The sequence below is a fragment of the Streptomyces sp. NPDC048002 genome (genome assembly GCF_040653275.1).
Taxonomy (GTDB): Bacteria; Actinomycetota; Actinomycetes; order Streptomycetales; family Streptomycetaceae; genus Streptomyces.
The window spans coordinates 68,779-82,851 of the sequence record NZ_JBEZNL010000017.1; the positions used below are offsets into that span (position 1 = coordinate 68,779).

The following is a 14,073-nucleotide window of genomic DNA, read 5'->3' on the forward strand; positions in this document are numbered from 1 at the left end:
CACCCCGGCGACACCCCACCGAACAGCGCGAGCGGACTCCACCCGGACAACGGCTCGCCCTACGGCGGGAGCCGAACCCCGCACCCCGGCGACACCCCACCGAACAGCGCGAGCGGACTCCACCCGGACAACGGCTCGCCCTACGGCGGGAGCCGAACCCCGCACCCCGGCGACACCTCGCCGAACGGCGCGAGCGGCTTCCCGCACCCCGGCGACACCTCGCCGAACGGCCCGACCGGCTTCCCGCACGGCGGCGACGGCTCGCCGACCCGGGCAAGCGGACTCGCGCACCCGGACGAGGACACCCCGTACGGCGGGAGCGGGCTCCCGAACCCGGGTGGCGGCTCGCCGCAGTCGCGCCCCGGTTCCCCCGCCGCCCGTAACGGCGCCGCCGACGCCCGCTCCCCCTACGCCTCGGACACGCGGACCCGGAGCGGATCCGGAGGACCCCGTACGAGCGCGGACGCCCCCGCGCCGACGGCCACCCCGCCCGGCCTGCCCTGGGGCGTCGCCGTCCTGGCCGCGGGCCTCGCGGTGGAGGCGTACGCGAGCACCGCCGGTACCCGGGCCGCCGCCATGCCCAGCGGGCTGCCCACCGGGCCCGCCGCCGTCCTCGTCGGCTGGGCGCTCACCGCCTTCGGGCTGGCCCTCGCCGGCCCCGGCCTGACCCACCTGTGCGGCCGGCTCCTCCAGGCCGTCCGCCCGGGCGCGATGCGGCTGCTGGCCGGGCGGATCCTGATGCAGGAGGCGACCCGCATCGGCCGTCCCCTCGGCATCGTGTGCGCCGTGGCCTCGGCCGGGTACGCCATGGCCGTGCTCAACGACCCGTCCGCCGGAGGCCGCGACCTCGGCCCCCTGACCACCCTCGGCGCCACGGTCGTCACGGGCTGCGCCGTCGCCACCCTGCTGACCGCGGCCGTGGAGGCCCGGCAGGCCCGCGCCGACACCACGGCCGCCCTGCTCCGCCTGGGCGCCCCGCCCACGGTGCTGCGCGGCGCCGCCGCCCTGCGCGCGGCCGCCCTGCTGGCCGTGTTCGGCCCGCTGACGCTGATCGTCGCCGAGCTGGCGGCGCTGCCGCTGGCCCGGTGATCGGCCCGGTGATCGGCCCGGTGATCGGCCCGGGAGATCCGCGGAGAAAAAGTCACCGAGCGCCGATGAGTTCCGCCGGAGCCCCCGGTCTACCCCAGCGAACCGACCGACCCCGATGGGAGAGACCCTGATGTACCAGCAGATGATCTTCGTGAACCTGCCCGTCTCCGACCTCGACGCCTCGAAGAAGTTCTTCACGGAGCTGGGCTACTCGCTCAACCCCCAGTTCAGTGACGAGAACGCGGCGAGTGTCGTGATCAGCGACACGATCGTGGCGATGCTCCTCACCAAGCCCTTCTACGCGACCTTCACCGACAAGGAGATCGCGGACCCCACCAAGACCAGCGAGGTCCTGATCTGCCTGAGCGCGGAGAGCCGCGAGAAGGTCGACGAGCTGGTCGAGAAGGCCGTGGCCGCCGGTGGCACCGCCTCGGAACGGGTCCAGGACATGGGCTTCATGTACGGCCGCGGCTTCGACGACATCGACGGCCACGGCTGGGAGGTCGTGTGGATGGACCCGGCGGCCGTCGAGGGCTGACCAACCGCCGCACCGGGGACGGACCTAGCATGGGCGGGTGCAGACGATGCCCGCCCATGCGGCCCACCACGACGACCGTGAGATAGAGACCCTCCAGGAGTTCGACGCCACCGTCTCCTCGCGTGGCACGCTCGCCGGATTCCGCCTCCAGGCCGTCGATCTGACGGACCGTACGCGTGAACTGCTCGGTACCGACACGGCGGGCGCCGTCTTCCTCGGTTGCCCGATGCGCGAGAACGCGGCGGCGAAGGTCCGCGCGGACGGCGCGATGGTCTTCCCGCCGGTCCCCGGACTCCCCTTCGACCCGTACCGCGGCCTGCTCTACACCCCGGACGAACTCTTCGCCGACCTGGGCAAGGGCTACGAGCGGACACCCGACGCCCTCACCTACGCCTGGTTCCAGGAGACCAAGGCGGACGGCGACATCCTCGGCTCGATGCTCCGCTCCGTCCACGACGACGCCGTCTCGGACGCGCTCGACGAACTCCTGCGCGGCGCACGCGTGGTGGGCGTGATGGGCGGACACGCCATGGCCCGCGGCACCGACGCGTTCGCGGCCGCGGCACGCCTCGGCCGGGAACTGGCCCGTTCCGGGTACACCGTCGCCACCGGCGGCGGACCCGGCGCGATGGAGGCGGCGAACCTCGGCGCGTACGCGGCCCCCCTGGCGGATTCGACGCTCGGCGAGGCGCTGCGCATCCTCGCCAAGGGACCCGGCTTCACCCCGTCGATCACCTCCTGGGCGTCGGCCTCGTTCGAGGTGCGCGACCGCTGGCCGGGCGGCGGCGACTCGGTCGGCATCCCCACCTGGTTCTACGGACACGAGCCGCCGAACGCCTTCGCCTCGCACATCGCCAAGTACTTCGCCAACGCCACCCGCGAGGACGGCCTGCTGGCCCGCTCCAACGCCGGTGTGGTCTTCCTGCCGGGCGCCGCCGGCACCGTGCAGGAGATCTTCGACAACGCGACGCCGAACTACTACGAGTCCCGGGGCGAACCCACGCCGATGGTGCTGGTGGACCGGGAGCACTGGACGGAGCGGCTGCCGGCCTGGCCGCTGCTGAAGTCACTCGCGCGCGAACGGTCGATGGAGTCCCGAATCGCCCTGGTCGACCGGATCGAGGAGGCCCCGGAGGCATTGAAACGTCTCGGGGGTTAATAAGAGGGCAAAGCCAAGGCCCAGGTCCCGCATATGCGTTGACACTACTTACGCGGCACTTATAAACCTGTGAGCCTCTTGGGAGTGGAGATGCCCCCGCGTCGCCGCTCCCTCAACCCCCCGCATACACGCACCAAGTGAAGGACCAACGTGGCAGTCCTGTCAGCTTCCCTCATATCCCGCCGTACCGTCGCCCGCTCCGTGCGCGCGCTCGGTATCGCCTCCGCAACGGCCGCGCTCGTGCTCGGTGTCGGCGGCAACGCGTTCGCGTGCGACATCAAAGACTTCTCCGCCGAGGCCAAGTGCGACGGCGACAACGGTGTCATCACGGTGACCGACGTGGACCCCTCGGGTGTCCCGGCCACCGTCACCGTCTACCTGCAGAACAACGGCGCCGACCTGAAGAAGGTCGGCGAGCAGGTCGTGGAGGGCTCGCGCGAGGGCGTCACCATCACCTTCGCCGAGGACTGGAAGCCGGACGCCGAGTACCGCATCCACGTCAAGGCCGCCAACCTGGTCGACGAGGACATCGAGCCGAACCTCACGACCCCGTCCACCGCCTGCGAGAAGGACGACACGCCGGCCCCGTCGGACAGCCCCACCCCGACCCCGACCCCGTCGGACTCCGCCTCCACCCCGGCCGAGGAGACCCCGGCCCCGTCCCCCTCCGAGGGCGACAGCACCGCTCCCGCGGACACCTCCAGCAACGCCCCGTCCCCGGCCGGTGAGTCCAACCTCGCCGAGACCGGCGCCGACTCCAACACCCCGCTGATCGCGGGCATCGCCGTCGCGCTGGTCGCGATCGGCGGCGGCGCGGTCTTCTTCGGCCTGCGCCGGCGCGGCGCGAGCAGCGACCGCTGACGTCTCACGCCCCGGGGCGGGCCGCCTTCCCTCACCCGAAGGTGGCCCGCTCCAGCCAGTACTCCAGCAGTTCCCGCTCGCCGAGCACCTCCAACCCGCCTCCGTCGAGGGGCCGTCGACGGTAGAAGGCGAGCAACACCTCGGTGAGCGGGCCGCGCAGCGCGACCGTCGCCTTCTCGTGGCCGCGCCGCCACACGACGCCGTCCCCGCCCAACTCGATGAGCCACTCGGCCTCTTCGGACGCACCCGTGGCGTGCAGGTGGATACTGCCGGTCCGGCGGTTCAGTTCCACGGCCTCGGGGTCCCCGGTGCGCTGGGCCCAGGCGACGATCTCCAGCCACTCGTCGATCGCGTCGGCCGCCACCTCCGGCGCCACCTCGTAGGGCAGCCCCGCGGCGAGTGTGGCGTCCGCCCGGTGCACGGCCAGCTCATGGGTCATGCGGCGGGCCCAGAACCCGGCGTCGCAGACCCCGGCCCACCCCCATACGGCGGCGTCCGGTCCGGCCTCCCGCAGTGCCCCGGCGAGCAGTTCACCGCTCTCGGCCAGCCAGGCGTCCAGCGCGGCGGCGTCGCCCTCGCCGTCCGGTCCCGCGACCGACGGGACCCGCTCCTCCGGGATCTCCTCGGCCGCCCGGGTCCGCACCATCAGGGCGGCCCAGCGCAGGGCGCCACCGGTGTGCCGTACGAGCTGTTCCAGGGTCCAGTCCGGGCAGGTGGGCACCGTGGCCGCGAGGTCGGCGCCGGAGGTGACCACAGCCCTCAACTGCCGTACCTGGTCGAGGATCTCCGCGCAGTACCGGTCGTGTGCGAGTGACGTCATGGACCGCACCCTAGGCACGGACCTACGCGTCGAGCACCACGATTTCCGCCGGGTCGAACTCCACGCCGACCTCGTCGCCGACCTCCGGAGCGCTGCGCAGGGCGCACGCGGCCTCCAGCCGGGGCGCGTCCTCGGGCTGGAGGTGGACGGCGACATGGGTGCCCCTGAAGGTGCGGGCGGCCACCGTGCAGCGCAGGCCCTGGTCGACGTCCGTGAGCCGGACCCCGGCCGGCCGGACCAGGAGCGTGCCGCTTCCCCCGGGCGTGCCCTCGGGCACCGGGAGCTTGCCCCACGGGGTGGCCGCGGCCTGCCCGGCGACGGTCGCCTGCACCACGTTGTCGAAGCCGAGGAAGCGGGCCACGAACGCGTCGGCGGGCCGCTGCCACACCTCCAGGGGCGAGCCGGTCTGGGCGATCCGACCGTCCCGCATCACCACGACCCGGTCGGCGAGCGCGAACGCCTCGCCCTGGTCGTGCGTCACGGCCAGCACGGTCGTGCCCAACTCGCTGAACAGCTCACGCAGTTCGATGACCAGCCGCTCCCGCAGCGAACGGTCGAGCTGCCCGAGCGGCTCGTCGAGCATCAGCAGCCGCGGCCGGGGCGCCAGCGCACGGGCCAGCGCCACTCGCTGCTGCTCCCCGCCGGAGAGCGCGGCGACGGCCCGGCGGGCGGCGCCGGGCAGTCCGACCAGTTCCAGCAACTCCGTGACACGGTCGGCCTGCTGCCGCTTCGACGCACCGTGCATGCGCAGCCCGAAGGCGACGTTGCCGCCCACGTCCCGCTGCGGGAAGAGCTGGTGGTCCTGGAACATCAGCCCGACGCCCCGCCGGTGCGCGGGGACGCCGGCCTGGTCGCGTCCGTCCAGCGACACCCGTCCGGCGTCCAGGGGCTGGAGTCCGGCGACCGCGCGCAGCAGCGTGGACTTGCCGCTGCCGCTGGGTCCGAGGACGCAGACCACCTCGTGCTCGGCCACCGACAGGTCCACGGTGTCGAGGACCGTCCGTCCGCCGAACCGCACGGTCGCGTTCTCCAGGCTCAGCAGCATCAGAACTCCCCCGTCCGGTCGGTCCGCAGCCGCTCCAGCACCAGCAGCGACACGGCGCACACCACCATCAGAATCGTCGAAAGGGCCATCGCCTGGCCGTAGTTGAGCTGTCCGGCGCGGCCGAGCAGCTTGGCCACCGCGACCGGCAGGGTCGGGTTGTCCGGCCGGGCGATGAACACGGTCGCCCCGAACTCCCCGAGCGAGACCGCGAAGGCGAACCCGGCGGCGATCAGCAGCGCCCGCCGCACCATCGGCAGGTCCACCTCCCGCCACACCCGCCAGGGCGAGGCCCCGAGCACCGCCGCCCCCTCCCGCAGCCGGTGGTCCACGGCCCGCAGCACCGGCAGCATGGTCCGTACCACGAAGGGGACGCCGACCAGTGCCTGGGCCAGCGGCACCAGGATCCAGCTGGCCCGCAGATCCAGCGGCGGCTCGTCCAGGGCGATCAGGAACCCGAAGCCGACGGTGACGGCGGACACCCCGAGCGGCAGCATCAGCAGCGCGTCGAAGCCGCGTACGAACCGGCCCGCGTCGCGCCGGGTGAGCGCGGCGGCGGCGAGCGCGCCGATCAGCACCGCGATGACGGTGGCGACGGCGGCGTAGGACAGGGAGTTGCCGATCGCGTCGATCGGCGGGACCAGGAAGACCCCGCCGTCGGGCGAGGCGAGCGCCCGGTAGTAGGCGAAGTCCGGTGCGTCCAGGGAGCGCTGCACCAGCACGCCGAGCGGCAGCAGGATCAGGACGGCGACGGTGGCGAGGACACCGGCGAGCAGCGCCCACTGCGCGGCCCCGCGCGGGCGGCGCGCGGTCAGCGAGGCGTCCACCAGGCGCAGGGCGCTCTCCCGCCGCCGTACGGTCCAGGCGTGCAGGGCGAGGATCGCGCCGACGGCCGCGAACTGCACGGCGGTGAGGACGGCGGCCGTGGACAGATCGAAGATCTCGGATGTCTGGCGGTAGATCTCCACTTCGAGGGTGGAGAAGGTGGGTCCGCCGAGGATCTGCACGACGCCGAACGAGGTGAAGGTGAACAGGAAGACCATCAGGGTGGCGGCGGCCACCGCCGGTCCCAGGGCCGGCAGCGTGATCCGCCGCCATGCGGTGAGGCGGGACGCCCCGAGCACGCGGGCCGCCTCCTCCTGCCGCGGATCGAGCTGCGCCCAGAGCCCGCCGACGGTGCGCACGACGACCGCGTAGTTGAAGAAGACGTGCGCCAGCAGGATGGCCCACACGGTGGTGTCCAGCCGTACGCCCCACAGCCCGTCGAGCAGGCCGCCGCGCCCGACCAGGGCCAGGAAGGCGGTCCCGACGACGACGGTGGGCAGCACGAACGGCACGGTCACCACGGCCCGCAGGACCTGCTTGCCGGGGAAGTCCAGGCGTGCGAAGACGTACGCGCCGGGCAGCGCGACCAGCAGGGTCAGCGCGGTGGAGGCGAGCGCCTGCCAGGTGGTGAACCACAGCACGTGCCGGATGTCCGGCTGGGCCACGACCTCCCAGAGCCGGTCGAAGTGCCAGACCCCGTCGGCGTGCAGACCGCGCGCGACGATCGCGGCGACGGGGTAGGCGAAGAAGACGCCGAAGAACCCGACGGGCAGGACCAGCAGGCCCAGCCGCGCCGCGCGCCCGGTCCGGCCGGTTACTTCAGTACGAGCGAGGTCCACGACTTGACCCACTCGTCGCGGTGTTCGGCGATCTGCTCCGGCGCCATGGTCCGCGGGTCCTTGGCCGCGGGCCCGAACTCGGTGAACTCCGCGGGCACGGACGCCGCCTCGACCACCGGGTAGACGAACATGTTCAGCGGCATGTCCTCCTGGAACCTCTTGCTGATCAGGAAGTCGATCAGGGCCTTGCCGCCCTCGCTGTTCTTCGCGTTGCTCAGCAGGCCCGCGAACTCGATCTGCCGGAAGCAGGTGCCCTCGGCGACCCCGGTGGGGGCGGTCTCCGGCTTCGGGTCGCCGTAGATCACCTCGGCGGGCGGGGAGGAGGCGTAGGAGACGACGAGCGGCCGGTCGGCCTTGGCCGCCTTGCCTCCGGCCGAGCCGGAGAACTCCTCGTTGTAGGCCTGCTCCCAGCCGTCGACGACCTTCACACCGTTGGCCTTGAGCTTCTTCCAGTAGTCCTGCCAGCCGTCGTCGCCGTACTCGGCGGCGGTGCCGAGCAGGAAGCCGAGGCCGGGCGAGGAGGTGGAGGCGTTCTCGGTGACCAGGAGGTCCTTGTAGGCGGGCTCGACCAGGTCGTCCAGGGACGACGGCGGCTCAAGACCCTTCTCCTCGAAGTACGCCTTGTCGTAGTTGACGCAGATGTCGCCGTGGTCGACGGGCGTGACCCGGTGCTTCTCCGCGTCGAGCTGGAAGGTGGCGTCGATCTGCTCCAGCCCCTTCGCCTCGTAGGACTGGAACAGCCCGTTGTCGAGGGCACGGGAGAGCAGGGTGTTGTCGACACCGAAGAAGACGTCGCCCTGCGGGTTGTCCTTGGTCAGGATCGCCTTGTTGACGGCCTGCCCGGCGTCGCCGTCCTCCAGGACCTTGACCTGGTACCCGGAGCTCTTCTCGAACGCGGCGAGGACGTCCTTGGAGACGGCCCACGAGTTGTGGCTGACGAGGGTGACGGTCTTGCCGCCGGAACCGGAACCGGACGACGCGCCGTCGTCGGAGGACCCGCACGCGGAGAGCGTGACGAGCCCGAGACCGGCGGCCATGACGGTGGCCGTGGCCTTCTTGGTGATGCTCACTGATTCCTCCTGGAGTGGACCAGGAAGAGACGCGGCCCTGCCCGGACAAGCCCCGGGCAGGGCGCAACAGCTCGAGTGACGACCGATCTCCCTACCCAGAATGACCTGGGCCAGGTTCAGAGGGTCTGCGGCCCGTGCCGCACTCTCAGCGCTGTGGCGCTCCCCTGTCGGAATATGAAGATGTCCGTACGACGATCAGACTACCGCTCGGTGGCCGCGAGCTGACCACACGCCCCGTCGATCTCCTGACCTCGGGTGTCCCGGACGGTCACCGGCACCCCGTGGGCCGCGATGGCCTCCACGAACGCCTTCTCGTCCTCGGGCCGCGAGGCGGTCCACTTGGACCCGGGGGTCGGGTTCAGCGGAATGAGATTGACGTGCACGGGCTTGCCCTTGAGGAGCCGCCCGAGGCGGTCACCGCGCCACGCCTGGTCGTTGATGTCCCGGATGAGCGCGTACTCGATGGAGAGCCGGCGCCCGGACTTCGCGGAGTACTCGAAGCCCGCGTCGAGGACCTCGCGCACCTTCCACCGCGTGTTCACGGGGACGAGGGTGTCGCGCAGCTCGTCGTCGGGGGCGTGCAGCGAGATGGCCAGCCGGCACTTGAAGCCCTCGTCGGAGAACCGGTGGATGGCCGGCACCAGACCCACCGTGGAGACGGTGATCCCGCGCTGCGACAGCCCCAGCCCGTCGGGCTCGGGGTCGGTGAGCCGCCGGATGGAGCCCACGACCCGGTTGTAGTTGGCGAGCGGCTCGCCCATCCCCATGAAGACGATGTTGGACAGCCGCGCGGGCCCGCCGGGCACCTCGCCGTCCCGCAGCGCCCGCATCCCGTCCACGATCTGGTGCACGATCTCGGCGGTCGACAGGTTCCGGTCCAGCCCCGCCTGCCCGGTCGCGCAGAACGGGCAGTTCATCCCGCACCCGGCCTGCGAACTGATGCACATGGTCACCCGGTCCGGGTAGCGCATCAGCACGGACTCGACGAGCGTGCCGTCGAACAGCCGCCACAGGGTCTTGCGGGTGGTCCCCTGGTCGGTCGCCAGATGCCGCACGACCGTCATCAGCTCGGGGAACAGCTCCTCGCGCAGCTTGGCCCGGGATCCCGCGGGGATGTCCGTCCACTGCTCGGGGTCGTGCGTGTACCGCGCGAAGTAGTGCTGCGAGAGCTGCTTGGCACGGAACGGCTTCTCCCCGGCCGCCGCGACGACGTCCTTCCGCTCGGCGGGCGAGAGATCAGCGAGATGCCGCGGCGGCTTCTTGGCTCCGCGGGGGGCTACGAATGTGAGTTCTCCGGGCTTAGGCATGGCCATACCAGTGTCGCAGATCGATACCGGTGTCCGGCCCCTCAGCACCGGCACCACCCCAACCCCCTCCGACCTGCACAGACACACCACACAGTGGGCCATGGCACCACACGAACGCCCGCGCACGCCAAAAGCGACTCCACGCGGCGCCACACGTGCGCCATCATGGCACCACTACGGCGCACCCTGGTCCCCTCGGGACAGGCGGCGCCTCGGGGAGCGGGATGCGAAGGGGTGGGGCGGGTCATGGAGACAGCGACAGTGGAGAGCCGGACGCAGGGGGCACCCGGCGCCTTCGCCGCCTTCGCGCGCTTCGTGGTCTGCGGCGGCGGCACCGGGATCGCCGCGAGCTTCGCCGTGGCGGGGCTGGCCGCCTGGCTCCCCTGGGCCCTGGCCAACGCCCTGGTCACCGTGGTGTCCACGCTTCTCGCCACCGAGCTGCACGCACGCTTCACCTTCGGCGCGGGCGGCCGGGCGACCTGGCGGCAGCACACCCAGTCGGCGGGGTCCGCGGCGGCCGCGTACGCGGTGACGTGCCTGGCGATGCTGCTGCTCCAGCAGCTGGTGGCGGCACCCGGCGCGGTGCTGGAGCAGGCGGTCTACCTGTCCGCCTCCGCGCTCGCCGGTGTCGCGCGCTTCGTGATGCTGCGGATGGTCGTCTTCGCTCGCGGCCGTGCGAAGGTGCCGGACGGCGTGCGCGCGGCGGGTTGCCTGCCGCGGACCGCCGACCGGGCGGCCCTGTGCCGCGCGGCGTGAACGCCTCCGCCCGGTGAGCCGCCCGGCGCGCCCCGGGCGGCGAAAAAGGAGGAGCCCCCGCCGAAGCGGGGGCTCCTCACAGCGCGTGGCGCGTCGGTCAGCCGGAGCCGACGAACAGGACCAGCAGCAGCCAGACGACCGGCGCGGTCGGCAGCAGCGAGTCCAGCCGGTCCATGATGCCGCCGTGCCCCGGCAGCAGCGTGCCCATGTCCTTGATGCCGAGGTCCCGCTTGATCATCGACTCGCCGAGGTCGCCCAGCGTGGCGCTCGCGGCGACCGCGAGACCCAGCAGGAGACCCTGCCACCAGGTGCCGTCGTCGATCAGGAACTGCATGCACAGCGCGCCCGCCACCATCGCGAAGCTCACCGCGCCGAGCAGGCCCTCGCGGGTCTTCCCGGGGCTGATGCGGGGAGCCAGCTTGTGCTTGCCGAAGCGCCAGCCGACGGCGTACGCGCCGGTGTCGCTGACGACGGTCAGCAGCAGGAACGTCAGCACCCGCCAGGCACCGTCGTCGGCGGTCAGCATCATCGCGACGAAGGTCGCCAGGAACGGGACGTAGAACGCCGCGAAGACGCCCGCCGTCACGTCCTTGAGGTAACCCTCGGGCGGTTCGGTCATCCGCCAGACCAGGACGGCCAGCGCGGTCAGGGCCATCGCCACCCAGGCGCCCTCGGCGCCGCGGACGTACCCGGCGACGACCATGGCCGCGCCGCCGACCGCGAGCGGCACGAGCGGCGCCCGGATGCCCTTGCGCTCCTCCAGCCGCTTGGTCAGCTCCCACAGACCGACGACGACGGCGACGGCGACGACACCGACGAACACGGCCTTGACGACGAACAGCGAGGCGACGATGACCGCCCCGAGGCCGACGCCGACCCCTATGGCCGCACCCAGGTCGCGCCCCGCGCTCTTCTTCTGCGGCGGGGGCGCCGGCTGCGGGGCGTCGTGCATGGGCTCCGGATTCTGCGGCGCGGTCCCGTAGGTGTGCGCCTGCGGCGTCTGGTCGCGGAACAAGGGACCGCCCAGTCGGGCGGCCCCCCGGTCGTCATCCTGGTCGTCGCCGTAGAAAGGTGCGGCGGGTCCGTCGGGCACGATGGGCATGGGGCGAGTGTGCTGCGCCTCAGGCGCATCGTACGTGGGACCCGCCGGGGCAGCCCCCTGGACAGGCCCCTGGTCGGTCGGCCCCCAGTACCCGGCTTGCGGCGGCGCCCCCCAGGAAGAGTCGTTCATCAGACCTCGAGCAGCTCCGCTTCCTTGTGCTTCAGGAGCTCGTCCACCTGGGCGACGTACTTCGCGGTGGTGTCGTCGAGCTCCTTCTCCGCACGGCGGCCCTCGTCCTCACCGACCTCGCCGTCCTTGATCAGCTTGTCGATGGCGTCCTTGGCCTTGCGGCGCACGGAGCGGATGGACACCTTGGCGTCCTCGGCCTTGCCCTTGGCGACCTTGATGTAGTCGCGGCGGCGCTCCTCGGTCAGCTCGGGGAACACCACACGGATGATGTTGCCGTCGTTGCTCGGGTTGACGCCCAGGTCGGAGTCGCGGATGGCCTGCTCGATGTTGCGCAGCGCGCTCTTGTCGAACGGGGTCACGACCGCCATGCGCGGCTCCGGCACGGAGAACGAAGCCAGCTGGTTGATCGGCGTCGCCGCGCCGTAGTAGTCGGCCACGATCTTGTTGAACATCGCCGGGTGCGCACGGCCGGTGCGGATCGCGGCGAAGTCCTCCTTGGCGACCACGACGGCCTTCTCCATCTTCTCCTCGGCCTCGAGGAGGGTCTCTTCGATCACCACTTGCTCCTGCGTGTCTTGAGTAGGCCCGGCTGCGGTACCTGTGCGGTGGCGGCGGCCGGCTGCGTCGCGTCTTCTTCCTGCACGGTTCCCGACCGCCAGGACATTGTCCATCCCCCGGTCAGGGTCCGTAGGTGTTGCCTGTCAGTCCCGGCTGTCCTGGTCACCCACAAGCGTGCCGATCTTCTCACCCTTGACGGCGCGGGCGATATTGCCCTCCGCCAGAAGCTCGAACACCAGGATCGGAAGCTTGTTGTCGCGGCACAGCGTGATGGCGGTGGCGTCGGCGACCTTGAGGTCCCGGGTGATCACCTCGCCGTAGCCGAGGGAGTCGAACCTGACCGCGTCCGGGTTGGCCTTCGGGTCGGAGTCGTAGACCCCGTCCACGCCGTTCTTGCCCATCAGCAGCGCCTCGGCGTCGATCTCCAGGGCGCGCTGGGCGGCGGTGGTGTCGGTGGAGAAGTACGGCATGCCCATACCGGCGCCGAAGATGACCACGCGGCCCTTCTCCAGGTGGCGCACGGCGCGCAGCGGGATGTACGGCTCCGCGACCTGGCCCATGGTGATGGCGGTCTGGACGCGGCTGTCGATGCCCTCCTTCTCCAGGAAGTCCTGGAGGGCGAGGCAGTTCATCACCGTGCCGAGCATGCCCATGTAGTCCGAGCGGGCGCGGTCCATGCCGCGCTGCTGGAGTTCCGCGCCGCGGAAGAAGTTGCCGCCGCCGATGACGACGGCGATCTGGGCTCCGTCGCGCACGACCGCGGCGATCTCACGGGCGATCTTGTGCACCACATCGGGGTCCACACCCAGGCCCCCGCCGCCGGAGAAGGCCTCTCCGGACAGCTTCAGCATGTACCGGCCGCGTACTTTGCCGTCGTCGCTCTTCTGGGGCTTGGTGGTCATGGAGATCCCGCCTCTTTCACGTGGTGCACATACGAAGAAGGCCATTGCCGGTGGGGTGTTCGCATCCCATGCGCGGCAATGGCCTCCTCGTCAGATCTGCTGTCGTCCGTCACCCGGGTGACGGCGTACGCGGACGACTGCTGTCGACCCTATCGGGGTCGCGCGTCGGTCGCGGTACGGACTCAGATGCCGACCTTGATGCGCGTGAAGCGCTTCAGGGTGACACCGGCCTCTGCCAGGACCTTCTCGACGGACTTCTTGTTGTCGAGGGCGTAGGGCTGACCGAGCAGGGTGGCGTCCTTGAAGAAGCCGTTGAGGCGACCCTCGACGATCTTCGCCAGGGCGGCCTCGGGCTTGCCCTCGGCGCGGGTGGTCTCCTCGGCGACGCGGCGCTCGGTCTCGATGACCTCGGCCGGCACGTCCTCCTTGGCCAGGTACTTCGGCGCGAAGGCGGCGATGTGCTGGGCAACGCCCTTGGCCAGGTCGGCGTCGGCCTTGTCCAGCTCGACCAGGACACCGATCTGCGGGGGCAGGTCGGGCATGGTGCGGTGCATGTAGGCGAAGACGAAGCCGTCGGCGAACTGCGCGAAGCGGTCGAGGACGATCTTCTCGCCGAGGTTGGCGTTGGCCTCGTCGACGAAGGCCTGCACGGTCTTGCCGGCCTCGATCTCGGAGGAGAGCAGCGCCTCAAGGTCGGCCGGGGCGGTGGCGGCGACGTGCTGGGCGATCTGGTGGGCGACGGCCTGGAACTTCTCGCCCTTGGCGACGAAGTCCGTCTCGCACTTCAGCTCGACCAGGACACCGGAGGTGTTGTCGTCGGCGATGAGGGAGACCACGGCGCCGTTCTCGGCGGAGCGGCCCTCGCGCTTGGCGACGCCCTTCTGGCCCTTGATACGGAGCGCCTCGACGGCCTTGTCGACGTTGCCTTCGGCCTCGTCCAGCGCCTTCTTGCAGTCCATCATGCCGGCGCCCGTGAGCTCACGGAGCTTCTTGACGTCGGCGGCGGTGTAGTTCGCCATGATTCCTGGAATCTCTCTCGAAGTCTGAAGATCTACGGGCCAAACGGCGGGGGCTGG

Annotated in this window: 13 protein-coding genes, 1 pseudogene and 1 riboswitch; of the genes and pseudogenes, 5 read left to right on the forward strand and 9 right to left on the reverse strand. The window is 71.4% G+C overall.

From position 1 onward, the window contains the following. From AB0E07_RS21590 to AB0E07_RS21605, 4 genes and pseudogenes are all read left to right on the forward strand, one after another. A pseudogene (locus tag AB0E07_RS21590) lies at window positions 1–1,089 on the forward strand (hypothetical protein); the annotation flags it as partial. Between the two features lie 130 nt (window positions 1,090–1,219). Next, window positions 1,220–1,627, forward strand: coding sequence for a VOC family protein (locus AB0E07_RS21595; protein ID WP_362254573.1), 408 nt, complete (start codon window positions 1,220–1,222; stop codon window positions 1,625–1,627). Window positions 1,628–1,664: 37 nt separating this feature from the next. Continuing rightward, complete coding sequence (locus AB0E07_RS21600; RefSeq protein WP_362254351.1) at window positions 1,665–2,786, forward strand: Rossmann fold nucleotide-binding protein; 1,122 nt, start codon at window positions 1,665–1,667, stop codon at window positions 2,784–2,786. A gap of 150 nt (window positions 2,787–2,936) precedes the next feature. Beyond that, window positions 2,937–3,647, forward strand: coding sequence for an LAETG motif-containing sortase-dependent surface protein (locus AB0E07_RS21605; protein WP_362254354.1), 711 nt, complete (start codon window positions 2,937–2,939; stop codon window positions 3,645–3,647). A gap of 31 nt (window positions 3,648–3,678) precedes the next feature. Here the strand turns inward: AB0E07_RS21605 and AB0E07_RS21610 are convergent, their stop codons facing one another. The 5 genes from AB0E07_RS21610 to rlmN form a co-directional block, all read right to left on the reverse strand. Then, window positions 3,679–4,467: a maleylpyruvate isomerase family mycothiol-dependent enzyme gene (locus tag AB0E07_RS21610; protein WP_362254357.1), complete on the reverse strand. Its 789-nt coding sequence runs from the start codon at window positions 4,465–4,467 to the stop codon at window positions 3,679–3,681. A 22-nt stretch (window positions 4,468–4,489) separates the two neighbouring features. Next, a complete protein-coding gene (locus AB0E07_RS21615; protein ID WP_362254359.1) occupies window positions 4,490–5,512 on the reverse strand; it encodes an ABC transporter ATP-binding protein in 1,023 nt (340 codons plus the stop codon). After that, on the reverse strand, window positions 5,512–7,173 hold the full coding sequence (locus AB0E07_RS21620) for an iron ABC transporter permease (RefSeq protein WP_362254363.1): 1,662 nt from the start codon (window positions 7,171–7,173) through the stop codon (window positions 5,512–5,514). The genes AB0E07_RS21615 and AB0E07_RS21620 overlap by 1 nt, the downstream gene beginning before the upstream one ends. Beyond that, a complete protein-coding gene (locus AB0E07_RS21625; protein WP_362254366.1) occupies window positions 7,149–8,243 on the reverse strand; it encodes a thiamine ABC transporter substrate-binding protein in 1,095 nt (364 codons plus the stop codon). The genes AB0E07_RS21620 and AB0E07_RS21625 overlap by 25 nt, the downstream gene beginning before the upstream one ends. A gap of 70 nt (window positions 8,244–8,313) precedes the next feature. Beyond that, window positions 8,314–8,419, reverse strand: a riboswitch (TPP riboswitch). A 24-nt stretch (window positions 8,420–8,443) separates the two neighbouring features. Continuing rightward, entirely contained in the window at window positions 8,444–9,550 is a 1,107-nt protein-coding gene (gene rlmN / locus AB0E07_RS21630) for a 23S rRNA (adenine(2503)-C(2))-methyltransferase RlmN (RefSeq protein ID WP_362254369.1), read from the reverse strand. 246 nt (window positions 9,551–9,796) lie between these two features. Between rlmN and AB0E07_RS21635 the strand changes: the two genes are divergently transcribed. After that, window positions 9,797–10,306 carry a GtrA family protein gene (locus AB0E07_RS21635; RefSeq protein WP_362254372.1) on the forward strand — a complete coding sequence of 170 codons (510 nt, stop codon included), beginning with the start codon at window positions 9,797–9,799 and terminating at the stop codon, window positions 10,304–10,306. 97 nt (window positions 10,307–10,403) lie between these two features. On the opposite strand, the gene AB0E07_RS21640 is transcribed toward AB0E07_RS21635, so the two are convergent. The 4 genes from AB0E07_RS21640 to tsf all read right to left on the reverse strand — a co-directional run bounded on the left by AB0E07_RS21640 (window position 10,404) and on the right by tsf (window position 14,016). Further along, the gene (locus AB0E07_RS21640; RefSeq protein ID WP_362254375.1) at window positions 10,404–11,537 is read right to left on the reverse strand and encodes a phosphatidate cytidylyltransferase; all 1,134 of its coding nucleotides are present in this window, start codon (window positions 11,535–11,537) and stop codon (window positions 10,404–10,406) included. After that, window positions 11,537–12,094 carry a ribosome recycling factor gene (frr, locus tag AB0E07_RS21645; protein WP_362254378.1) on the reverse strand — a complete coding sequence of 186 codons (558 nt, stop codon included), beginning with the start codon at window positions 12,092–12,094 and terminating at the stop codon, window positions 11,537–11,539. The genes AB0E07_RS21640 and frr overlap by 1 nt, the downstream gene beginning before the upstream one ends. Before the next feature lie 144 nt (window positions 12,095–12,238). Beyond that, entirely contained in the window at window positions 12,239–12,997 is a 759-nt protein-coding gene (gene pyrH / locus AB0E07_RS21650; RefSeq protein ID WP_362254381.1) for a UMP kinase, read from the reverse strand. 182 nt (window positions 12,998–13,179) lie between these two features. After that, complete coding sequence (gene tsf, locus AB0E07_RS21655; protein WP_362254385.1) at window positions 13,180–14,016, reverse strand: translation elongation factor Ts; 837 nt, start codon at window positions 14,014–14,016, stop codon at window positions 13,180–13,182. Window positions 14,017–14,073 lie beyond the last annotated feature (57 nt).